Source organism: Microbacterium sp. MAH-37, assembly GCF_009758255.1.
Taxonomy (GTDB): Bacteria; Actinomycetota; Actinomycetes; order Actinomycetales; family Microbacteriaceae; genus Microbacterium.
The window spans coordinates 294,153-316,874 of sequence record NZ_WSEN01000008.1 but is presented as its reverse complement, the minus strand read 5'-3'; the positions used below and the strand labels follow the sequence as shown (position 1 = coordinate 316,874).

Here is a 22,722-nt window from a genome sequence, read left to right as displayed (position 1 = left end):
CGATGAAAAGGAGCACGATATGCCGCACTCACCGATGAGACTCTTCGGCGCCGTCCGCCCCGCGTCGCTGGCCGCGCTGGTCATCGCCGGATCGATCGCCCTGACCGGCGGAGCGCAATGGAGCCACCCGGCGGCGAAGCCGTCCCCAGCTCCCTCTGCGACGTCGGCGCCGTTCACCCAGGCTCAGCTCGACCGGGTGTACGAGTCGGACCGCACGGTCGACTACGTGCCGCTGCTCTCCGGGTTCACGACCCTCCAGACCAGCTATCCCGAGGTGCTCGACGAGAACCTGACCAAGACCCTGCAGATCAATCACGACGCCACCCCCGAGGAGTCGGCGGCCGCGATCGTCGACGAGTACGGCGACATGTCGTACACGATGGGCAACGCGCTCGGTGCGAAGCTCGGCGCGATCTACCAGGAGGCCTGGGAGGAGGGGCGTCTGCCCAAGACCGTCGCTCTGATCCACAAGGACGGCGGGCGCGCGCAGAGCGAGTCGACCACGCCCTCGAAGAACTACTTCGACTACGACCGCCCCTACGTCGTCGCTCCGGACCAGGTCGTCTACCGCGACAAAGAGGGCGGCGACGCGTACAGCTCGACGAGTGGCTCCTACCCGAGCGGCCACACCAACCAGGCGTATTGGCAGGGCACTCTGCTCGCCACGCTGCTGCCCGAGCTCTCGCCGCAGATCCTCGCCCGCACCTCGGAGTCGGGCAACTATCGCGTCGTGATGGCCATGCACTACCCGCTCGACATCATCGGCGGACGGATGATGGGACAGGCGTCGATCGCGAAGCGCTGGGCCGACCCGGAGTTCCGCTCACTGCTGGAGCAGGCGAGCGCAGAGCTGCACGCCGTTCTCGAGGCCGACTGCGGTGCGGCGCTGAAGGTGTGCATCGCGCAGGACACGTCGTACATGAAGACGAAGGATGCCGATGAGCTCTATCGGGACCGCCTCACGTACGGCTTCGAGCGCATCGGCGCGGCCGGTGTGCCGATGGACGTGCCCCGCGTCGCTGCGGCACTGCTCATCTCGAGCCACCCGGAACTGACCGAGTCGCAGCGCATCGATGTGCTCGAGCAGACGGCGATCGGCTCCGGCTACCCGCTCGACCTGAGCGTGGCGTCCACGTCGTCCTGGCAGCGGATCGACCTGGCGGCGGCGATGAGCGCGCACGTGACCGTCGACGGCAAAGGCACGGTGCACGTGGCCGGCTTCGGCTCCTGACCAAAGACGAACGGGGTCGCGGGCGGATGACCCGCGACCCCGTTCGCATCTCTCAGGCCGCCTCGAACCGCAGCAGCAGCGACAGCGTGCCGGACCGGGCCGGCAGGCGGTGCCGGGGGAGCACGCCGGGCCCGCAGGTGGCCGTGCCGACGCCGGACTGGGCGATGTCGATCGACACGAAGGTGCGCCCCTCGTCCGGCAGCTCCCAGTTGTGCGCGACGCTCGCCAGCGCAGTGCGGCTGTGCGGCGACACCGTCAGGGCGAACGGCCCACCGAGCGTCGAGACGTGCAGGACGCCCCCGTCCGTGCGGATCCGTGCGTCGCGGACGCCCGTGCGGGAGCCGCTCTCCTGCGGGCGCACGTTGTCGACGGTGAGATCGTCGGCGCCGAGGCTCCACCACCCGAACCGGGCCGCGGCGCGCAGATCGGGATAGCTCGGCATCGGTCCGTACCCGGCGATCTCGGCGCCCAGCGGGGCGCCGTCGATCACGAGATCCAGCCCCAGCCGCGCCCACTCCGTGGTCCAGGTGTCGTTCGGGTCGATCTGCACGTCCAGCCGCACGCCGTCTCCTGCCGGGGTCCAGGAGAACCGTGCGTCGACGGCGCTGTCCAGGATCGGCGTGCCGGTGCGGGTGCGCACGAGCAGCTCGGCGTCGGAGGCGGTGATCTCCTGCAGCCGCGTCATGAGTCGGTCGATCCCCGCGCTCCGCCAGCGCTCCGCGTAGGAGGGGAGATCGGGCTCGTCGTCGCCGAGGTCTCGATCGTTGTCGGTCGGCGCGCGCCAGAGCCCGACCCGGGGGCCGCTGAGCCTGAGCTCTCCCAGGCCCGTGAGCAGGCCGGTGGTGCTGTCGAGACGAGCGGGGCCGACCTGCTCCGCGCCGACCGAGCGGTGATCGGGCTGCGGCGCGATCGGAATCCCCTCGCGGAGCTGCTGACCGCTCGCCAGCACGTGGCCGGCGGCAGCCCAGGCAGTGGGCTCCAAGGTCACGACCTCGACCGTCAGCACATCGGCGATGCGCGCGTCCGAGGTGCCGCCGCACTCGTCCGGAAGGTCCACCCGCACCGAGGTGCGGGCCGGGCAGTCGCCGATCGGCAGCATCCAGGTTCCGGCGGTCTCGCCGTCGACGACCCGGGTCACGCGCAGCTGCACGTGCGAGAGGTCGAGGAAGTCGTAGCGGTTGCCGATGACCACGCTGCGACGGTCGTCGGCGACGTCCACCGTCGCCGGTGCGATCACCGCGGCGTAATGCAGCAGTCCGGGGCGGGGGCGGCGCTCGGCGTCCACCAGCCCGTCGATGACGAAGTTCCCGTCGTGCACGACCTCGCCGAAGTCGCCGCCGTACAGGATGCGGGTCGTGCCGTCCTGATCGTCGACGGCGATGCCGTGCTCGATCCACTCCCAGACGAACCCTCCGGCGATCCGGGGGAACTCCTCGTACAGGTCCCAGTACTCCTGAAGTCCGCCGGGACCGGTGCCCATGGCGTGCGCGAACTCGCACTGCAGGAAGGGCAGCGTCCGCCGGTGCAGTTCGGCCGCAGTCGCATCCGCGGGGGCGGGACTGAGCGTCTCCTCCCCGATCTCGCGGACCTCGTGGTGCGGCGCGTACATGCGGGAGTACACGTCGACGTACCGGCTCTCGCGATCGCCCTCGTAGTGGATGAGACGGCTGGGGTCGGTCTCGCGGACCCAGCGCGCCATGGCCTCCAGGTTCGCCCCGGTGTGGGACTCGTTGCCGAGTGACCACATGATGACGCTCGCGTGGTTCTGGTCGCGCCGGACGGTGCGCCGGATGCGGTCCAGGAACGCATCCCGCCACGCGGGGTCGGCGCTCGGATTGCCCCGCCAGCCGACGTGCTCGAAGCCGTGCGTTTCGAGGTCGCACTCGTCGATGATCCAGAATCCGAGCTCGTCGAACAGGTCGAGCACGTCCGGATGCGGCGGATAGTGCGACGTGCGCACGGCATTGATGTTGTGCTGCTTCATGAGCAGGAGCTCGGCACGCGCAACCTCCGGGTCGAACACGCGGCCGTGCCGCGCGCGATGCTCGTGGCGGTTGACGCCGCGCAGCATGATCGGCGCGCCGTTCACGAGCAACTGCGCGTCACGCACCTCCACACGCCGGAAGCCGAGTCGCAGCCGCACCTCTTCGGAGCCGGTGCGGATGACGGCGTCGTAGAGCCGCGGATGCTCCGCCGACCACGGCTCGACGGAGCCGACGGGCACGACGCCGGATGCCGGTTCATCGACGCCCAGCTCGTCGATGAGCACTCGCGCGCCGGAGGGCGCGTCCACGTCGAGATGCAGGATGCCGACGCCGGTGCGGTGGTCGAAGTCGGCGCGCGCGAACACGTCGCGGATGCCGTCGGCAGGGCGCGCGAGCAGGGTCACTTCGCGGAAGATGCCCGGAAGCCACCACATGTCCTGGTTCTCGAGATACGTGGCGTCACTGAACTGCGCGACGCGCACTGCGAGCTCGTTCGGACCGGAGAGGAGGATGCCGGTCACATCGAACTCGTGGGTCAGGCGACTTCCCCGGGTGGTTCCGAGCGGAACCCCGTTCAGTCTGATCTCCGCCGCCGATTCGATGCCGTCGAACCTCAGCCACTGTGCCGGATGTGCGAACAGTCCTGCGGCGGCGGTGAAGGACAGGCGGTAGTCGCCGATCGGGTTCGCGTCCGGCGGATGCGGCGGATCGACGGGGAACGGCATCTGCACGTTGGAGTACGCGGGTGAGCCGAAGCCCTGCAGGTTCCAGTGCCCCGGCACCGTGATGCCGTGCCAGTCCGCGGTGTCTGCCGAGCTCCAGTCGTCGGGGGCGCTGCGGAGCGAGGGGGAGACGCGGAAGCGCCAGGTGCCGCAGAGCGACTGCTGCGGGGCATCCGTGTGCAGGCGCGAGCGAGCGGGGAGCGAGCCGACGCCGGGGCCGGTGGTCGAAATATCCATGGATTCCTCAGCCGTTCAGGATGCCGTTGTCAACTTTGCAATAATGTCCTAACATCATATCAGCGCCCGCCCTCAGAACCCGATGCGCGGTCGTCATCACAGCACCGTAAACGTTAGAGAACCTTGACAATGACGTTGGCCCGGCCCGCCGGGTGAAAGGAACACCAATGAAGCGTTCAGGTAAGACCCCGCTGCGGATCGCGGTCGCGATCGCCGCAGTGGCCGCGACCGCCATCGCCCTCGCCGGCTGCAGCGGCTCCTCCGACGAGGCCGCCTCCGACAAGCCGCTCCAGTTCTTCCTCTCGGGAGACGCGAACCAGGGCGGCGGCTACGCCCACATGGCGGAGAAGTACGAGAAGGAGACCGGCGTCAAGGTCCAGATCGTAGACATCGCCAATGACGACCTGCCCACCAAGCTCAGCAATGCGGCACAGGCCAACGACCTGCCCGCGCTGGCCCGCGTCGGAGCGGTCGACCCGGTGTGGCGCAACGCCACCACCGACCTCACCGACATCACCAAGGGCAGCAAGATCCGCACCGACCTGGCCGACAAGGACGGCGACAAGGTCATCTCACTCCCCTCCGACATCACCGCGGTCGGCCTGTTCATCAACAAGACGCTGTTCGACCAGGCCGGTGTCGCCTACCCGACCAGCGAGGACGACATCTGGACCTGGGACGAGTACGTCGCCGCGGTCGAGCAGGTCCAGCAGAAGACCGGCACCACCTACGGCATGGTGATGGACAAGTCCTCGCACCGGCTGAAGGCACTGATGTACGAATTCGGGTCGGACTACTTCCAGCCCGACAAGAACGGCACCTTCAGCACAAACGACGACACCAAGCGCTCCCTCGAGTTCTTCAACGGGCTGAACGATGACAAGTTCATGCCCCGCTCGGTGTGGCTGTCGGACGCCGACCCGAATGCTCTGTTCAAGAGTGGCGACGTCGTCTCGTACGTCTCCGGCTCCTGGCAGATCGCCGACTTCGCCGTGAACATCAAGAACTTCGAGTGGGCGTCGGTCTACATGCCCCAGGAGAAGGAGCGCGCGACGAACTTCGGCAACGCGGCATCCATCGTCGTCTTCGACGGACCGCAGCAGAAGGCGGCCCACGACTTCGTGAAGTGGCTGTACGAGCCGGAGAACTACACGGAGCTGTCCGAGACCTCCTCGTTCATCCCCGCTGTCGACGGCCTCGACATCACCTACGCCGCTCACGCAGACGCGTTCGACGTGTACAACCGCGACATCGCCGCCTCGCCGGCGATCGTCGGTGACATCAAGGCCATGGAGCTGCAGTACGGCGCACAGGGTGTGAGCACCGAGGGCGACCCGGTGCGCGACGAGACCGTGAAGTACCTCAACGGTGAGCAGGACGTCGACAAGACGATCTCGAACATCAACGAGCAGTTCACCGATCAGCTGGGCGCGTTGAAGTGACCACGTCCACCACCAGGACCGTCGATGGGCGCAGCGCGGAGACTTCTGCGGCCATCACCGTGGGGCGGGGCGCGCGCGGCGCGCGCCGCCCCCGGCGGGGTGGTTCGACGAGCTTCGTCCTCGCCCCGCTGCTGTTCATCGCCGTCTCGGTGGTGCTGTTCCTGCTGTTCTTCGTCTGGCCCGGCGCGCTCGGCCTGTGGTACTCCTTCACCGACTACACCGGTGTCGGGATCGCGCGCTTCATCGGCCTGGAGAACTACACCGACCTGTTCCAGGACTCGGACTTCTACGCTGCGCTCGGCCGCACCGTGTTGTACACGGTGCTCTCGGTGCCGCTGCACTTCGTCGCGGCGCTCGGCATCGCGATGCTGCTCACCAGCACGCTCGCCAAGGGCAAGACCGCCTCGCGGATCATCTTCTTCCTGCCGTGGCTGATCTCGCCGATCGTCGCCGGTGTGATCTGGAAGTGGCTGTTCGGCGAGAACTTCGGAATGGTCAACTATCTGATCGAGCTGTTCGGCGGCAACGGACCCAACTGGGAGACCGATCCGACGCTCGCGCTGGTGCTCATCCTCATCGTCAGCACCTGGGGTGGCACGGCATTCAACATGCTGCTGTTCATCGCCGCGATCCGTAACATCCCGCAGTCCTACCTCGAGGCGGCGGAGATCGACGGTGCGAATGGCTGGCAGCGGTTCATGAAGATCACTGTGCCTCTGCTGCGGCCCACGTCCTTCATGGTGGTCCTGCTGACCACCATCGGCTCGATGAAGGAGTTCGCGATGGTGCAGGCGCTGAACGGCGGAGGCCCTGGCACCTCGAACATGTTCATCGTGCAGTACATCTACCGCACCGGCTTCGAGCGGGCGCACATCGGCTACGCCAGTGCTGCCTCCATGGTCCTGATGGTCATTCTGATCATCATCGCGGTCATCCAGATGCGCTTCGACAAGAGGAACGATCTCGCATGAAACGCCTTCGCTTCCTGCCGAGCACGATCGTGCTCTGGCTGCTCGCCCTGTGCTTCGTGATCCCCGTCGCCTGGTTCATCCTGAGCTCTTTCAAGCCCGGCTCCGAGCTGTTCAGCCTGCCGCTGCGGCTGTTCCCCGAGGAGTGGACTGTCAGCGGCTACGAGACGGCGTGGAACAGATTCGACTTCGCACGCTACTTCCTGAACACCTCGATCGTGGCGGTCGTCACCACTGCACTGACGGTGTTCGTCAGCGCGATGACCGGATACGCCTTCGCGAAGTACAAGGCGTGGTGGCTCAAGGCCTTCTTCATCTGCATCCTCGCGACCACGATGCTGCCCACCGAGGTGATCATGCCGAGCTCGTTCGCGGTGGTCCGCGACCTCGGTCTCTACAACACGCTCGCCGGCATCATTGTGCCGTCGATCGTCACCGCGACGGGCATCTTCATGTTCCGTCAGTACTTCAAGACCGTCCCCGATGAACTGCTCGAAGCGGCTCGCATCGACGGAGTCTCGGAGTTCGGTGCGTTCTGGCGGATCATGCTGCCACTGGCCAAGCCGATCGCCGTCGTGCTGGCGATCTTCTCCTTCCAGTGGCGGTGGAACGACTACATCTGGCCGCTGATCGTGCTCCGCGATCCCTCGCAGTACACCCTGCAGGTCGCGCTGCGCTCGATCGTGGGTGCGGACAACGTGGACTGGTCCGTGCTTCTCGCGGCCTCGGTGATCTCGCTGATCCCGATGGTGATCCTGTTCGCCGTCTTCCAGCGTCAGATCATGAACGCGGACATCAACTCCGGTCTGAAGGACTGATATGACAGCGGATGCGGGATTCAGTGCCGAGCTGCGCAGGGCCGTGGATGCCGAGGTCGAGAGCGCACTGCGCGAGCCCTCCTCGGAGGGGGCGCATCGGCACCTGATGGATCGTGTGAGGCTGCTCGTGGCGGCGTTCCTGTGGCCGCAGGCCGCGAGGTCGGGCGACGGCGCGCTGATCGACTCCGCACGCGAGAGCGTCGCAGCGCTGCGCGCACTGCAGGGGCCGAGCGGGCTCTTCGTCGGCGGAGACAACGTGGACTCTCCGCCCGACTCGGCCTTCACGGTGAACGACCTGTGCGACACGCTGCGGCTGCTGGACACGCAGCCGCATGAGCGGACGGCCGAAGCGGAGGCCCTCGCGGCTGAGCTCGCGGACATCGCGGATGCGGTCGAACCGGCGCTCCTCGTCGGCGGGGTGCACACCCCGAATCACCGCTGGGAGATCTCCGCTGCGCTGGCCCGGCTGCACCGGCGCCGACCAGCCGCAGAGCTCACCGCACGTGCGGCCGAATGGCTGGCGGAGGGCGTCGACATCACCGCGGACGGAATCTTCTCGGAGCGCAGCGCGAACTACGCCGCCTACGTGTCGAACCCGTCGCTCACCGTGATCGCCGACGTCTTCGGCGCTCAGCACGCCCGGGATGCGGTGATCCGCAACCTCGAGGCGACGCTGGGGATGATCCACCCCGACGGCACGGTCGAGACGGTGCACTCGCGGCGGCAGGACCAGCTCACGCGGTTCCCGCTCGCACCCTATCTGCTGATGTATCGCCGCTATGCGATCGAGCTGGGTCGGGGTGACTTCGCCTGGGCGGCGGAGCGCGCCCTCGCACAGGGGATCGTGCATCCCGCTGCGATTCTGACCGAACTGCTGCTCGACCCCCGCCTCGGTGACGAGCTCCCGACGGCGGTTCCGCCGAAGGGTGGCGGAACCTGGGCGCAGAGCGGCCTCGTGGTCGATGCCGATGAGCGACGCAGGCTCGTCGTGTTCGGCGGGTCGGACTACCCGCGGTTCCGGCGGGTGCGCTCCGGCCTGTCGACGAATCCCACCTTCCTCCGCATGTTCGCAGATGACGCGGTGCTGGACTCGATCCGGCTCTCGCGCGACTTCTTCGGTCTCGGACCGTTCCGCGCAGACGGACTCCGGATCCGGGACGACGGAGGATATCGACTCACGGAGGAGGTCTCCGCGAGCTACTACCAGCCCTTCACAGGATCGGCGCTCGACAGCGAGGGTGAGTACTCACTCACGGATGACGGAAGGTTCTTCGGGTCGATGTCGTTCCCGGAGCGCCGACGTGACGTGGTCGCGCTGCGCACGGCCGTCTCGGTCGTGCCGACGGCGGACGGCGCGGTGATCGGCCTCGACCTCGACGGGCCGGACTGTGCGTGGGCGCTCGAACTCGCGTTCCGCGGCGGAGAGTTCGACGGTGGTGATGTCCGCGCCGACGGCACGGTCCTCCTCGGGGCCGGCGCCGCACGCTACCGCTCCGCTCGAGGGGCGATCCTCGTCACGGCGGATGCCGGTTACCGTGCGAACGGCGAGCCTGCGTACCGGCCGGGTGAGGACTACGCGTTCCTCGGCGCGACGGATGCCGCGACGGGCGACCGCCTGTATCTGACCGGACGGTCGCCGGGTCGCGTCACTCTCACTCTCCGCGCGGAGACTGCGACGTCGTGAACGGCGGCTACTTCGCGACCAGAGTCGTCTCGAAGCTGTACATGTCGGGGCGGTAGCAGTGGTGACCGTACTCGAAGGCGCGACCGGAGTCGTCGAAGGCGATGCGCTCCACGGTGAGCACCGGTCCGCCCTTGTCGATGTCGAGCAGGGTGTCCTCGTCGCCGGTGGCCCGGCGGGCTCCGATCTTCTGCTTCGCGACGCGGATCGCCACGCCACGCGCCCGCAGCACCTGGTAGAGGCCCCGGGTCTCGAGCTGCTCAGTGGTCACGTCCGCGAAGTCGCCGGGAAGGTAGTTCTCCAGCACCGCTACCGGAATGCCGTCGGTCGAGCGCTGCCGTCGCACGTAGACGACCTCCGTGCCGGGGTCGATGCCGAGTGCCGTCGCGACTGCCTCGGGGGCAGGGATGACCTCGTGGGCGAGGACGCGAGTGCTCGGGGTGTGGTGGGTGCTGGTCAGGTCGTCGTAGAGGCTGGTGAGCTCGACCTGGCGAGTCACGACCTGTCCCTGCACCACCTGGGTGCCGATGCCGCGCCGCCTCACCAGCAGCCCCTTGTCGACGAGCTCCTGGATGGCGCGGCGGATCGTGGGTCTGGAGAGCCCCAGCTGCTGCGCGATGGCGATCTCGTTCTCCAGCCGGGCGCCGGCCGGGATCGTGCCGGACTTGATTGCCTGCTCGAGACGGGTGGACACCTGGTAGTAGAGGGGGACGGGTCCTGTGCGCTCGAGGTCGGCGAACAGTTCAGCAGGCCAATAGGTCTCGTCGCCGGCCATCGGTGCTCCTTCGTGTCGTTGTCCCGACAATGGTACATATCCACTCGAAAGTCTAAAGCCAAAACATCTGTATGTGTTATTGTTAGGACATGGCCATGAACTCGATTCCGGACGTGCTCGCGATGGGGCGGCTCGGCGTGGACCTCTATCCACTGCAGGACGGTGTCGGCCTCGAGGACGTCTCGACCTTCGGCAAGTACCTCGGCGGCAGTGCGGCCAACGTCGCCGTCGCGGCGGCCAGGCACGGTCGCCGCGCGGGCCTGATCTCGCGGGTGGGGGATGACCCGTTCGGGCGCTATCTGCTGCGGGAGCTCGGTCGGCTCGGCGTCTCCGCCGCGACGGTCACCACCGATCCGGAGCTGCCCACGCCGATCACCTTCTGCGAGATCTTCCCGCCCGACGACTTCCCGCTGTACTTCTACCGCGAGCCGAAGGCGCCCGATCTGAACGTCGACACCGCGCAGCTCGATCTCGACGCCGTCCGTGGAGCCGCCGTGCTCTGGCTAACCGTCACCGGTCTCAGTCAGGAGCCCAGCCGTGCCGCGCATCACGCTGCCCTCGACGCACGCGGTCGCCGCACCCACACGGTGCTCGACCTGGACTACCGGCCGATGTTCTGGGCCTCTGCGGCCGAGGCCTCGGCGCAGGTGCGCCCGCTGCTCGAGCAGGTGACGGTCGTCGTCGGCAACCGCGAGGAGTGCGAGGTCGCGGTCGGCGAGACCGACCCGCGCCGTGCCGCCGATGCGCTGCTGGCGCACGGCGTGGAACTGGCGATCGTCAAGCAGGGGCCGCGGGGCGTGCTCGCGAAGACGCGCGACGAAGAGGTCGAGGTGCCGCCGCACGCGGTCGACGTGGTCAACGGCCTCGGCGCCGGCGACGCCTTCGGCGGCGCCCTGTGCCACGGGCTCCTGTCCGGCTGGCAGCTCGAGCGCATTCTGACCTTCGCGAATGCGGCAGGAGCGATCGTCGCCTCGCGCCGCGAATGCTCGACAGCCATGCCCACGACCGCCGAGGTCGATGAACTGCTCGGAACGGATGCCTGACATGACCGCTCTCGACTTCGACCGGCTGCGCGCGCAGCGTGCCGAGCACCCGGGGGCCGTGCGCGAGGCGTACGCGGCCCGTACCCGGCGGCCGGTGCTGCGCGGTGACGGGCGGCTGTTCATCATCGCTGCGGACCATCCGGCCAGGGGCGCCCTCGGCGTCGGGGATCGTCCCGATGCGATGGCCGACCGCTACGGACTCCTCGAGCGCCTGGCCATCGCCCTGAACGATCCTGGCGTGGACGGTGTGCTCGGCACCCCCGACATCCTCGACGACCTCGCGCTGCTCGGGCTGCTCGACGACAAGGTGCTCGTCGGGTCCATGAATCGTGGCGGCCTGCGCGGCTCGAGCTTCGAGATGGACGACCGGTTCACCGCCTTCGACGTGCCCTCCATGACGACGGCCGGCATCGACTTCGCAAAGGTGCTGCTGCGCATCGACCTCGACGACCCCGGGACCGTGCGGACCATGGAGCAGACCGCGCGCGTGATCTCCGAGGCGGCATCCGTCGACCTGCCCATCATGATCGAGCCCTTCATGAGCCGTCGCATCGACGGTCGTGTGGTGAACGACCTGTCGACGGACGCGGCCGTGCTGTCGGTGTCGATCGCCGCGGGCGTCGGCGGCAGCAGCGCCTGCACGTGGATGAAGCTGCCCGTGGTGCCGGACATGGAACGGGTGATGGCGGCGACCACGCTGCCCACGCTGCTGCTGGGCGGCGACGCCGGCGACGACCAGGATGAGACGTACGCCTCCTGGGAGGACGCGCTCGCGCTTCCCGGGGTGCGGGGCCTGACGGTCGGGCGCACCCTGCTCTTCCCACCCGATGACGACGTCGCGGCGGCCGTGGCCACCGCGGCCGGCCTCGTCCACAACGACCGCTGATCCGAAGGAGACATCATGACGATTGCCGAGAGCACTCAGGCGCAGACCGGGCAGCAGACCGGGCAGCGGTTCATCCCGCACTGGATCGACGGTGCGGAACGGGCCTCCAGCGGACGCACCGCGCCCGTGTTCAACCCGGCGACCGGTGCGGAGACCGCACGGGTGGCACTGGCCGATGAGGATGAGATCGCGCTCGCGATCGCCTCCGCGGAGCGCGGTTTCCAGGCGTGGTCGGCGTACTCGGCGGCCAAGCGCCAGGCGGTGCTGTTCGCGTTCCGCGAGCTGCTGAACGCCCGCAAGCACGAGCTCGCCGAGATCATCACCGCCGAGCACGGCAAGGTCGTGTCGGACGCGCTGGGCGAGATCCTGCGTGGTCAGGAGGTCGTCGAGCTCGCGTGCGGGTTCCCGAGCCTGATCAAGGGCGCGTACTCGGAGTCGGTGTCGACCGGCGTGGACGTCTACTCGATCAAGCAGCCCCTCGGCGTCGTGGGGATCATCAGCCCGTTCAACTTCCCGGCGATGGTGCCGATGTGGTTCTTCCCGATCGCCATCGCCGCGGGGAACGCCGTCATCCTCAAGCCCAGTGAGAAGGACCCCTCCGCCGCCCTGTGGATGGCGGCGCTCTGGAAGGAGGCCGGTCTTCCCGACGGCGCCTTCACCGTGCTGCAGGGAGACAAGACCGCGGTCGACGGACTTCTGACCTCGCCGGCCGTGGAATCGATCAGCTTCGTCGGCTCCACCCCGATCGCCCAGTACATCTACGAGACGGCGTCCCGGCACGGCAAGCGCGTGCAGGCGCTGGGCGGAGCCAAGAACCACATGCTGGTGCTGCCGGACGCGGATCTCGACCTCGTCGCCGACTCCGCCATCAACGCCGGCTACGGAGCGGCGGGAGAGCGCTGCATGGCGGTCTCCGTCGTGCTCGCCGTCGACCCGGTCGCCGATGAGCTCATCGAGAAGATCCGCACCCGCATCGGTCGGCTCCGCGTGGGCGACGGCGCAGGCATCGACGGCGTCGAGCCCGACATGGGGCCGCTGATCTCCGGTGTCCACCGCGACAAGGTGGCGCAGTACGTCGACATCGCCGAGGCCGATGGCGCCGACGTCGTCGTGGACGGTCGCGGCTTCCGCGTCGACGGGCTCGAGGACGGGTTCTTCTTCGGCCCGACCCTGCTCGACCGGGTTCCCACCGACAGCCGCGCGTACACCGAGGAGATCTTCGGGCCCGTGCTGTCGGTCGTGCGCGTCGCCTCCTACGACGAGGGCCTCGCCCTGATCAACTCCGGCCAGTTCGGCAACGGCACCGCCATCTTCACCAACGACGGCGGCGCAGCGCGTCGTTTCCAGCACGAGGTGCATGTCGGCATGGTCGGCATCAACGTGCCGATCCCGGTGCCCGTCGCGTATCACTCGTTCGGAGGGTGGAAGAAGTCGCTCTTCGGCGACGCGAAGGCCTATGGTTTGCACGGCTTCGACTTCTTCACCAGGGAGAAAGCGGTCACCGCCCGCTGGATCGACCCCGCGAAGCGCGATGACGTCGATCACGGCGGCATCAACCTCGGCTTCCCGCGGAACAGCTGATGTCCGACACCACATCGCAGTGGTTCCATCGCCGCGGCACACTCGCCGCGGCTGAATGGGAGAGCGTCGTCGACGAGCGGACTCCGGGATGGCAGCACACCGGCATCCGCATCGCGACGCTCGCCGAGGGCGCCGAACTCGCTCTTCCGCAGGGCGGGATCGAGCAGCTGATCGTCCCGCTCGCCGGATCGTTCGCGGTCTCGTACGATGCCGGGGACGGCGAGCGACGGACGCAGCTGGCCGGTCGCCGCTCGGTGTTCAGCGGCGCGACGGACGTGCTCTACCTTCCGCCGCGCACGCGCGCGACGATCACCGGCACCGGGAGGTTCGCGGTCGCGAGTTCGCCGTCGAATGCCGCGAAACCGGTGCAGCACATCGCCGCGGATGCTGCGCCCGCCGAACTCCGCGGCGGCGGAGCGTCGAGCCGTGAGGTGCACAACTTCGGAACTCCTGCCGTGCTCGACGCCGACCGGCTCATCGTGTGCGAGGTCATCACGCCGTCATCGAACTGGAGCTCCTACCCGCCGCACAAGCACGACGAGCACGTGCCGGGGCAGGAGACGCAGCTCGAGGAGATCTACTACTTCGAGGCGGCTCCCGCCCGCGGGGCGGCCGGCGGCACCGCGGCGAGCGCCTTCGGGCTGTTCAGCGCCTACTCGTCCCCGGCAGGCGAGATCGAGATCGATGCGATGGTGCGCACCGGTGACATCGCCCTGATCCCGTACGGATACCACGGGCCGGCCGTCGCCGCTCCCGGATACGATCTGTACTACCTCAACGTGATGGCCGGCCCCGGTTCCGAGCGGGCCTGGCTCATCAGCGACGACCCTGCGCATGCCTGGACCCGCGCGTCCTGGCCGGCCGAGGGCATCGACCCGCGGCTGCCGCTGACGGACGAAGGAGCGAATCGATGACGTCCACCAGGCGGATGACGGTGAGTCAGGCGCTCATCGAGTTCCTCGCGCACCAGTGGACCGTGGACGGTGACATCCGGGAGCGGACGGTCCCCGGCGTCTTCGGCATCTTCGGCCACGGCAACGTCGCCGGCATCGGGCAGGCACTGCGTCAGTTGAACGTGGAGCAGCCCGACCTCATGCCGTACCACCAGGCCAGGAACGAGCAGGCGATGGTGCATCAGTCGGTCGGCTTCGCCCGCATCCACCGACGCCGGGCGACCTACGCCTCCGCTGCCTCGGTCGGGCCAGGGGCGACCAACATGCTCACCGGCGCCGCCCTCGCCACGACCAACCGCCTTCCCGCCCTGCTGCTGCCCAGCGACACCTTCGCGACCCGCGTCGCCGATCCGGTGCTGCAGCAGCTCGAGCAGCCCTGGGACACCGGGCTGACCGTGAACGACGCGTTCCGCCCGCTGTCGCGGTTCTTCGACCGGGTGCAGCGCCCGGAGCAGCTCTTCTCCACGGCGCTCGCCGCGATGCGCGTGCTCACGGACCCTGTGGAGACGGGTGCGGTGACGATCGCGCTGCCGGAGGACGTGCAGGCCGAGAGCGTCGACGTGCCGATCGCATTCCTTCAGGACCGCGAGTGGCACATCCGGCGCCCCGTCCCCGAGCGGCACGCGCTCGAGCACGCGCTCGCCGCGATCCGTTCGGCGCAGCGCCCGTTCATCGTTGCCGGCGGCGGCGTCATCTATTCCGGCGCGGAGGAACAGCTGCGCGCCCTCGTCGAGGCCACCGGCATCCCGGTCGGGACCACGCAGGCCGGCGGCGGCTCGCTCTCCTGGGACCATCCGCAGTACCTGGGCGCCGTCGGCGCGACCGGCACTGCGGCGGCGAACAGGCTGGCGGCCGACGCGGACGTCGTGATCGGCATCGGGACCAGGTACAGCGACTTCACGACAGCGTCGCGCACCGCGTTCCAGGATCCGGGCGTGAGGTTCGTCAACATCAATGTGGCGCCCTTCGACGCGTACAAGCACGGCACGCAGATCCCCGTGATCGCGGATGCCAGGGAGGCGATCACGGCGCTGTCCGACGGCCTCGCCGGATGGTCGGTCCCTGCGGCCCTCGCGGAGCGCACCGCCCGCGAGAAGCACGAGTGGGATGCTGTGGTCGATGCGGCGTTCGCGCCCTCCGGTCTCGACCGGCCCGGTCAGTCCGAGATCATCGGCGCCGTGCAGTCCTCCACGGCGCCAGAAGACGTCATCGTGCAGGCCGCCGGGTCGCTGCCGGGCGACCTGCACAAGCTCTGGCGCGTGCGCGATCCACTGGGCTACCACGTCGAGTACGCGTACTCGTGCATGGGATACGAGATCGCCGGCGGCCTGGGCGTGAAGCGCGGGCTCTCCGCGCTGGGTGACGACAGGGACGTCGTGGTCATGGTCGGTGACGGGTCGTACCTGATGCTGAACTCGGAGCTCGTCACGGCGGTCGCCGAGGGGATCAAGATCATCGTGGTCCTCATCCAGAACCACGGCTTCGCCTCGATCGGGCATCTGTCCGAGACCGTCGGATCGGAGCGGTTCGGCACGGCCTACCGTGCCTACGACCCCGAGGCGCGCAACTTCCAGGGCGGCGCGGTGCTGCCGGTCGACCTGGCGATGAACGCGCGCAGCTACGGGCTCGACGTCATCGAGATCGCCCCGGGAGCCGGAGCGATCGCCGAGCTCAGAGCCGCGATGGCGCAGGCGAAGGCCTCCGAGCGATCCACCGTCATCCACATCGAGAGCGATCCGCTGCTGTACGCGCCGGATGGCGAGGGCTGGTGGGATGTGCCGGTGCCGGAGGTGTCGACGCTGGAGTCCACGCGGCGCGCCCGCGCAGCATACGAGGGAGAGCGCGTGGCGCAGCGTCCGCTGCTCGGCGACGAGGAGAGCACCCGATGAAGACGACGGTGGCCGGTGCGCCGGTGAGCTACGGCGTGTTCGAGATGACCCCGGAGGGCGCGGCGACCGTCTCCGCGGAGGAGATGCTCGCCTCTCTCGCTGACGCGGGGTACGGCGGAGTGGATCTGGGCCCGGTGGGCTTCCTCGGCCGGGGCGCCGAGTTGCGCGCGCGTCTCGCCGCGCACGGCCTCGAGCTGGCCGGAGGATGGGTGCAGCTGCCGCTGTCGGACGATGAGGCGTTCCAGGCGTCGCTGCCGTCGCTGCGCGACGCGCTGCAGGTGTTCGCGGATGCTGCCGAGGCCGGGCCGGACAGGCTGCCGCTGCCGACGCTCGCCGACGACGGATCGCTCGCCCGACGCGCGCACCCGGGCCGGGGCGCGGAGGTGGATCCGCTGGGGGAGCAGGCGTGGGAGCGGCTCGTCGCGAACACGGCCCGCGCCGCAGCGCTCGTGCGCGAGGCGGGGTTCGAACCGACCTTCCACCACCACGCCGGTACCTTCGTCGAGTCGCCGGAGGAGATCGATCGCTTCCTGGCGGCGGTCGACGTCGATCTCACGCTGGACACCGGCCACCTGCTGATCGCGGGCGGCGACCCGGTGGATGCCGTCACGCGCTGGGGCGATCGGATCAACCATCTGCACCTGAAGGACGTCGACCGGTCCGAGCTGCGACGCGTGCTCGCCGAGGGCGGTGGCATGGCCGAGGTCTGGATGTCGGGGGCCTTCGTGGCCTTCGGACAGGGCGACCTCGATCTGGCCCGCGTGATGTCCGCGATGGATGGCCGTGGCTTCGACGGCTGGATCGTCGTCGAGCAGGACGTGCTGAACGCCCCGGATGTCGCCATCGACGCGTTCCGCCGTGAACGCAGCGCCGACCAGCGCATCAACCGCGAGGCGCTGCGCCCCTGGGCGTGACCTCCACCCACTCGGACGAAGAGGAAAGACAGTGACCGCATCCCTGCGCATCGGCCTGATCGGCACCGGCCGGATCGGACAGGTCCACGCCGCGAACATCGCCGCGAGCCCCGACGCCGTGCTCTCCCGCGTCGCCGACCCGTTCCTCGAGGGCGCGGTCCGAGTCGCAGAGGCCTTCGGCGGTCGTGCCACGGCCGATGCCGATGACGTGTTCGCTGCTGACGATGTCGACGCCGTTCTCATCGCCTCGCCGACCCCGACCCACGTGGATCTCATCGAGAAGGCTGTGGACCGTGGCATCCCGGTGCTGTGCGAAAAGCCGATCGACCTCGACATCGCGCGCGTGGAGGCGCTGCGACCGAAAGTCGCCTCCGCCGGCGTACCGGTGGCGCTCGGCTTCAACCGAAGGTTCGATCCGGCCTTCGCCGAGGTCAGGGCCCGCGTCTCGGACGGTGAGATCGGCGCGCTCGAGCAGCTGACGATCATCAGCCGCGACCCCGCTGCGCCTCCGGCCGATTACGTCGCCGTCTCGGGCGGCATCTTCCGCGACATGACGATCCACGACTTCGACATGGCGCGCTATTTCCTGCCGGACATCGTCGAGGTGTCAGCAGTGGGCACGACGACCTTCGATGCCGGCGCGCGCGAGCACGGCGACTTCGACACGGCGGTGGTCACGCTCCGCGCGGCGTCCGGCGCGATCGTCACGATCATCAACTCGCGCCACAGCGCCGTCGGCTACGACCAGCGCATCGAGGCCTTCGGCGGTGCGGGATCGCTGCAGGTCGCCAACCGGTCGACCAGCCTGGTCAGCGTCTCGTCCGCGGCGAGCGTCGAAGCGCGCTCCCCGTACGAGGACTTCTTCCTGCAGAGGTACGCGGAGGCGTACGCCGCCGAGCTGCAGAGCTTCATCTCGCTCGCGCGCGGCGGTGCGTCTGCCAGTTCGACCTTCGAGGACGGACGTGCCGCCCTGATCCTCGCCGACGCGGCGCAGCGCTCGGCGACCGAGGGCGTCGCGGTGGCGGTCGACCTGGGCTGACAGCTCACGTCGCCCAGACGCACGGAGGGCGCGGATGCCGCAGCATCCGCGCCCTCCGTGCGTGTGAAGCTCAGTCCTCGACGACGGGCTCGACCTCGACGACCGCCGCGCGGCGCGCCGGTGCCGGCGTGGCATCCTCGGACGCCTGGGCGACGCCGGCTCCGAAGCCGCGGCCGACGGCCTGGCCCTGGATGATGGCGGCGAGGTCGAGGCCGGTGGCGGCGTTGACGCTGTCGAACACGGCGCGCATGGCCTTGGCGTTGTCGCCGCCGACCACGCTGGACGCGCCGTCCTCGCCGGAGCCCCCGATGATCGACACGTTGCCGATCGTGGCGTAGCCCTTGGCGAACTCGCCCATGATCGCGGGGAGAACCTCGAGCACGCGCTGCGACAGGAACGCCTCCTGGTTCGACGCGATGGCCTTCGCCTCGGCCTCGACGGCGGCCGCGCGGGCCTCGCCCTCGGCGCGGATGGCGGCCGCCTCGGCCTCGGCGCGCACCCGGCGAGCCGCGGCCTCGGCGTCGGCCTGGGCGCGCAGGGCGTTGGCCTCACCGGCGGCCTTCGCCTCGGCTGCGGCCGCCTCACCGGCGGCGCGGGCCTTGTCGGCCTGTGCCTGCTGCTCCGCGATGCGGGTGCGTGCCTCGGCCTGCTTGACCTGCTCGATCGCGGCGGCCTCGGCGGCCTTCTCGCGCGTGAACAGGTCGGCCTGAGCCCTGGTCTCGGCCTCGTAGCGCTGCGCGTCGGCGACGCGCTTCACATCGGCGTCCAGCTGGGCCTGCTTGTTCTCGGCCTGCTGCTGCAGGACGGCCTGCTCGGCCTGCGCGCGGGCGAGCTGCTCGGCCTGCTCGGCCTCGGCGCGCGCGCGGCCGATGCCGGCGTTCGCGTTCGCCGTGTTCGTGTCGAGCGCGGTCTGCTCGATCAGGTTGGCTTCCTGGTTGGCGATGTTCTTCTGGTTGATCGCACGATCGGCGTTGGTCTGCGAGATCTCGGCGGACTGGCGCTTGGCCTGGATCTCGGGAGCACCGAGCGACTGGATGTAGCCGACCTTGTCGGTGATGCCCTTGATCTGGAACGAGTCGAGGATCAGGCCCTGCTCGGCCAGCTCCTGGGAGACGTCGGACGCGATCTGGTCGGAGAACTTCTTCCGCTCGCGCATGAGCTCGACGACCGAGAGCGTGGCGACGATGCCGCGCAGCGCGCCTTCGAGCTGTTCGGTGGTGAACTGCTCGATGGCCTTGTCCTGTGAGGCGAAGCGCTCCGCGGCGCGGCGCACGTACAGCGGGTCGGAGCCGATCTTCACGATCGCGACGCCGTCGACGTTCAGGGTGACGCTGTCGAGCGACTGCGCCTCGGCGTTCAGCGACACCTGACGGGAGCGCAGCGAGATGATCTCGTGGCGCTGGGTGATCGGGTTCACGACGGCCTTGCCGTTGACGATGACCGTGACCGGCGACTCGGCCATCTCCGAGCTGGTGCTGCCGTCGCTGTTGACGACGGCGCGCTGCACCTTCTGCTTGCGGCCCGAGATGACGAGCGCCTCGTCGGCGCGCGCGACCTTGATCCAGCTGCGCGCGAACAGGGCGACGATGCCGACCAGGACGACGACGAACGCGAGTGCGATTCCGACGGTGATGAGGATTCCGACGAGTGCGGCGATCTCCAAGGGGCCCTCCAGCCTGAACTCCCCAGTGGAGTCCCTTCCGACCACCCTGCCAGATAAGGCGGGATGCTGCAGATGGGGAGAACTCCCCGGGCTCAGAGGCCGCGCAGCTTCTCCGTCAGGGCGAGCAGGGTGCGCTGCTCGTCGGCATTCAGCTTCGACATCTTCTCGGCGATCGAGCGGCCGTGCGAGGTGGCGAGCACGCGGAACGTGCGCGCGCCGTCCTCAGTGGCGGTGAGCAGCGAACCGCGGCCGTCTTCGGGGTCGGCGGCCTTCGTGATGAGGCCGCGGCTGACCATCCGGTCGACCAGGCGTGAGACGCTGGGCTGGCTGATGAGCATGTTCGCGGTGACGTCGCGCAGCCGCGCGGTCATCTCGCAGGAGCGCACGACGGTGAGCAGCACGTCGTACTCGGCCTGGGTGATGTCGGAGCCGTCGAAGTCGGTGATCATCTCGGCGAACAGCTCGTGCTGGGCGCGGAAGAGGCTCTCCCACGCCTGCAGGGCGAGCTGGCGATCGGTCATCATCACAGATTAGCGCGGACATGATTGAGGGCCGGTCGGAGAGGCTCCCGACCGGCCCTTGTCCCTTGCACCAAGAGGTCCTGCAATCACATGCGGTGGATGCCACAGCAAACATTCACCGTGCGATCACTCTATAACGGCGAGGTAACGAAAAGCAACGGTTTGATCACGGAAATGTGTGCCTTCCGCAGATCGCGTGGTGAAGCACGATTCGCTGGTAGCCCTGAAGGATGGCCTCATGGAACCCAGAAGCCCAGCTCTCGCGGATGCAGACGTGGCCGCGCTCTTCCGCATCCAGCGCGACGCCTACCAGGTGGAGGCGGCCCTGATCGGGGACGACCGCATCCCCGCTCTCAGCGAGACCGAGGCAGATCTTCTTGCTGCCGATCTGTCTTGGATCATGGACCGCGACAGTGCAGGGACCATCAGAGGTGCGGTCGGGTTCCGTGTCGAGGATGACGAGGTGGACATCGATCGATTGATCGTCGATCCGAGGTGCCACCGACGGGGGATAGGAAGACGCCTCGTGCTGGACGTTCTGACGAACGGCTCTCGTGCTCTCGTGTCCACGGGCCTTCTTAACAAGCCGGCTCGATCGCTCTACGAGGGGCTGGCGTTCACGCACGTTGGGGATCGTGAAGTGCTCCCTGGCCTCTGGGTGAGCGACTATCGCTGGTCGCGCCCCTGATCGAGGCGCCACTCCGCCGCCAGCAGCGCGAAGCCGAAGCTGTCCGTCCACCCGAGCTCCGCGTGCCACTCGTCCGCTATCCCGTGTCGTTCGCGCCGCATGCCGGCGCGAGCCAGCGCGCGCGCCGACGCCGTGTTCGCCGCGGTGCAGGCGGCTGTGATGCGACGCAGCCCGAGACCGTCGAATCCCGCGCGGAGCAGCTCGGGAACGACAGCCGAGGCGATGCCCTGTCCCCAGTGGCCGGGACGGACGATGTAGCCGATCACGCCCTCCGTACCGGTCGGCCTGCCGGGCTGGCCGATCCCGTCGACGATGTCGAGGAATCCGATGGCGACGACCTCCTCATCCCGCGCGACGACGCACGAGTAGTCGTTCGTCGAGGTGGCGAGGGCCGCGAGCTCGGATCGCAGCTGATCCGGGTCCACGCTCGTCCGGATCATGAAGCGGTTGGCTTCGGGGAGGTTGCGGAAGGCGACGACCTGGTCGATGTCGCCGGGCGTCGGCGTGCGGAGCTCGAGGTCGCCGACGGAGACGGGCCAGGGTGAGTGCATCCTGTCAGCTTGCCAGTCGAGAGGCCGCGATCCATTGACAAGCAGCACGGGACAGGCGGACTCTGGCCACATGGGCCTGCGCACGTGGTACCGATCGACGGGGGCGGACCTGCCGTTCCAGAGTCCGCTGCCCGCGCATCCGGGCGTCGCGATGGAGGGCTACTTCTGGCGCATCACCGACTCCGCCACCGGCCGTGTGATCATCGCCCTGAACGGCGTCAACCGCGGCCCGCACGGCCCCTGGGCGACCCTCGGGTTCGCCGCACACCCCGGCGGATTCCTGCGTGTGGCCGAGCATCCGTCGGCATCCGCTGATCGTGTCGGCGTCGGAGCGCACGCGGGCGATGCGTTCAGCGGTGACGATCGGCGGCTGCACGTCGATCTCGGAGCGGACGCCCGACTCGACGTGATGATCGACGACGCGCTCCGGTGGCCGCATCGTGCGTTCGGCGGATCGAGTGTGTTCCAGTCCGTGCCCGCACTGAACCAGTACTGGCATCCGTGGCTGCTGGGCGGGCGGGTGAACGGCACCGCGACGCTCGGCGACGAGACGTGGGAGCTGCACGACGCGCAGATCTACGCCGAGAAGAACTGGGGCCGCGAGGGTTTCCCCGATTCCTGGTGGTGGGGTCAGGCCCAGGGCTTTGCTGAACGGGGCGCCTGCGTCGCGTTCGCCGGTGGGCAGGTCCATTCCGGACCGATCCGCACCGAGGTGACGGGCCTTGTCGTACGGCTGCCGAGCGGCAGGGTCATCCGGCTCGGCAACCCCGGCGTCAGCCCCGTGCGTGCGATCGTCGACGACGAACGGTGGATGCTGCACGGCCGGGGCTTCGGGTGGACGATCGACGTCGCCGGCACGGCGCCCCGAGGGGCATCCTGCGTGCTGCCGGTGCCGCTGCCCTCTCAGGAGCGGAACACGGCCGGTGCGCTCGAGCACCTGGCAGGCGACCTCGAGGTGACCGTGCGTCGCAGGGGAGCGGTCGTGTGGTCGGGGAGGTCCGCGCTCGCCGGCCTGGAGCACGGCGGGCTGGACCGGGCGCGCGCCGAGCTCGCGCGCCGTGGCCTGGACACCTCTGCGACCCATTCAGCGCCCGTCACCGACTGATTCGTCGTATGGTGCACCGCTCACAGCGGA

General features: G+C 68.9%; 19 protein-coding genes. 14 read left to right on the top strand and 5 right to left on the bottom strand.

What is annotated here, in order from left to right:
- Nucleotides 1-19 precede the first annotated feature (19 nt).
- The gene (locus GON06_RS11870) at nt 20-1,231 is read left to right on the top strand and encodes an acid phosphatase (protein ID WP_157312500.1); all 1,212 of its coding nucleotides are present in this window, start codon (nt 20-22) and stop codon (nt 1,229-1,231) included.
- 52 nt (nt 1,232-1,283) lie between these two features.
- Here GON06_RS11870 and GON06_RS11865 read toward each other — a convergent pair whose 3' ends face one another.
- Complete coding sequence (locus GON06_RS11865) at nt 1,284-4,175, bottom strand: glycoside hydrolase family 2 TIM barrel-domain containing protein (RefSeq protein WP_157312499.1); 2,892 nt, start codon at nt 4,173-4,175, stop codon at nt 1,284-1,286.
- 167 nt (nt 4,176-4,342) lie between these two features.
- Between GON06_RS11865 and GON06_RS11860 the strand changes: the two genes are divergently transcribed.
- The 4 genes from GON06_RS11860 to GON06_RS11845 are packed head-to-tail and all read left to right on the top strand — an operon-like array spanning nt 4,343 to nt 9,087.
- Nucleotides 4,343-5,617, top strand: a complete 1,275-nt coding sequence (locus GON06_RS11860) for an ABC transporter substrate-binding protein (RefSeq protein ID WP_157312498.1) — start codon at nt 4,343-4,345, stop codon at nt 5,615-5,617.
- On the top strand, nt 5,614-6,588 hold the full coding sequence (locus GON06_RS11855) for a carbohydrate ABC transporter permease (RefSeq protein ID WP_332837457.1): 975 nt from the start codon (nt 5,614-5,616) through the stop codon (nt 6,586-6,588). The genes GON06_RS11860 and GON06_RS11855 overlap by 4 nt, the downstream gene beginning before the upstream one ends.
- Nucleotides 6,585-7,403: a carbohydrate ABC transporter permease gene (locus GON06_RS11850; protein ID WP_157312497.1), complete on the top strand. Its 819-nt coding sequence runs from the start codon at nt 6,585-6,587 to the stop codon at nt 7,401-7,403. The genes GON06_RS11855 and GON06_RS11850 overlap by 4 nt, the downstream gene beginning before the upstream one ends.
- Nucleotide 7,404: 1 nt before the next feature.
- Nucleotides 7,405-9,087, top strand: coding sequence for a hypothetical protein (locus GON06_RS11845; protein ID WP_157312496.1), 1,683 nt, complete (start codon nt 7,405-7,407; stop codon nt 9,085-9,087).
- A 7-nt stretch (nt 9,088-9,094) separates the two neighbouring features.
- Here GON06_RS11845 and GON06_RS11840 read toward each other — a convergent pair whose 3' ends face one another.
- Nucleotides 9,095-9,859, bottom strand: a complete 765-nt coding sequence (locus GON06_RS11840; RefSeq protein ID WP_157312495.1) for a GntR family transcriptional regulator — start codon at nt 9,857-9,859, stop codon at nt 9,095-9,097.
- A 95-nt stretch (nt 9,860-9,954) separates the two neighbouring features.
- Between GON06_RS11840 and iolC the strand changes: the two genes are divergently transcribed.
- The 7 genes from iolC to iolG are packed head-to-tail and all read left to right on the top strand — an operon-like array spanning nt 9,955 to nt 18,164.
- The gene (gene iolC / locus GON06_RS11835; protein WP_198346686.1) at nt 9,955-10,902 is read left to right on the top strand and encodes a 5-dehydro-2-deoxygluconokinase; all 948 of its coding nucleotides are present in this window, start codon (nt 9,955-9,957) and stop codon (nt 10,900-10,902) included.
- Entirely contained in the window at nt 10,895-11,788 is an 894-nt protein-coding gene (locus tag GON06_RS11830; RefSeq protein WP_157312493.1) for a Cgl0159 family (beta/alpha)8-fold protein, read from the top strand. Before iolC ends, GON06_RS11830 begins: the two co-directional genes overlap by 8 nt.
- Before the next feature lie 15 nt (nt 11,789-11,803).
- A complete protein-coding gene (locus tag GON06_RS11825; protein WP_157312492.1) occupies nt 11,804-13,369 on the top strand; it encodes a CoA-acylating methylmalonate-semialdehyde dehydrogenase in 1,566 nt (521 codons plus the stop codon).
- On the top strand, nt 13,369-14,283 hold the full coding sequence (gene iolB / locus GON06_RS11820) for a 5-deoxy-glucuronate isomerase (RefSeq protein WP_157312491.1): 915 nt from the start codon (nt 13,369-13,371) through the stop codon (nt 14,281-14,283). The genes GON06_RS11825 and iolB overlap by 1 nt, the downstream gene beginning before the upstream one ends.
- A complete protein-coding gene (iolD, locus tag GON06_RS11815) occupies nt 14,280-16,211 on the top strand; it encodes a 3D-(3,5/4)-trihydroxycyclohexane-1,2-dione acylhydrolase (decyclizing) (protein ID WP_157312490.1) in 1,932 nt (643 codons plus the stop codon). The genes iolB and iolD overlap by 4 nt, the downstream gene beginning before the upstream one ends.
- Nucleotides 16,208-17,125, top strand: coding sequence for a sugar phosphate isomerase/epimerase family protein (locus tag GON06_RS11810; RefSeq protein ID WP_157312489.1), 918 nt, complete (start codon nt 16,208-16,210; stop codon nt 17,123-17,125). The genes iolD and GON06_RS11810 overlap by 4 nt, the downstream gene beginning before the upstream one ends.
- 31 nt (nt 17,126-17,156) lie before the next feature.
- Complete coding sequence (gene iolG, locus GON06_RS11805) at nt 17,157-18,164, top strand: inositol 2-dehydrogenase (protein WP_332837456.1); 1,008 nt, start codon at nt 17,157-17,159, stop codon at nt 18,162-18,164.
- A gap of 70 nt (nt 18,165-18,234) precedes the next feature.
- Here the strand turns inward: iolG and GON06_RS11800 are convergent, their stop codons facing one another.
- Nucleotides 18,235-19,827 (bottom strand): SPFH domain-containing protein, encoded by a 1,593-nt coding sequence (locus GON06_RS11800; RefSeq protein ID WP_157312487.1) that lies wholly within the window; start codon nt 19,825-19,827, stop codon nt 18,235-18,237.
- 92 nt (nt 19,828-19,919) lie between these two features.
- Nucleotides 19,920-20,348, bottom strand: a complete 429-nt coding sequence (locus tag GON06_RS11795) for a MarR family winged helix-turn-helix transcriptional regulator (RefSeq protein WP_157312486.1) — start codon at nt 20,346-20,348, stop codon at nt 19,920-19,922.
- A gap of 238 nt (nt 20,349-20,586) precedes the next feature.
- On the opposite strand from GON06_RS11795, the gene GON06_RS11790 reads away from it, so the two are divergent.
- The gene (locus tag GON06_RS11790; protein ID WP_157312485.1) at nt 20,587-21,036 is read left to right on the top strand and encodes a GNAT family N-acetyltransferase; all 450 of its coding nucleotides are present in this window, start codon (nt 20,587-20,589) and stop codon (nt 21,034-21,036) included.
- Here the strand turns inward: GON06_RS11790 and GON06_RS11785 are convergent.
- Nucleotides 21,015-21,587: a GNAT family N-acetyltransferase gene (locus GON06_RS11785; RefSeq protein WP_157312484.1), complete on the bottom strand. Its 573-nt coding sequence runs from the start codon at nt 21,585-21,587 to the stop codon at nt 21,015-21,017. The two genes, GON06_RS11790 and GON06_RS11785, sit on opposite strands and share 22 nt — an antisense overlap.
- Nucleotides 21,588-21,657: 70 nt before the next feature.
- Between GON06_RS11785 and GON06_RS11780 the strand changes: the two genes are divergently transcribed.
- The gene (locus tag GON06_RS11780) at nt 21,658-22,692 is read left to right on the top strand and encodes a tocopherol cyclase family protein (RefSeq protein WP_157312483.1); all 1,035 of its coding nucleotides are present in this window, start codon (nt 21,658-21,660) and stop codon (nt 22,690-22,692) included.
- Nucleotides 22,693-22,722 lie beyond the last annotated feature (30 nt).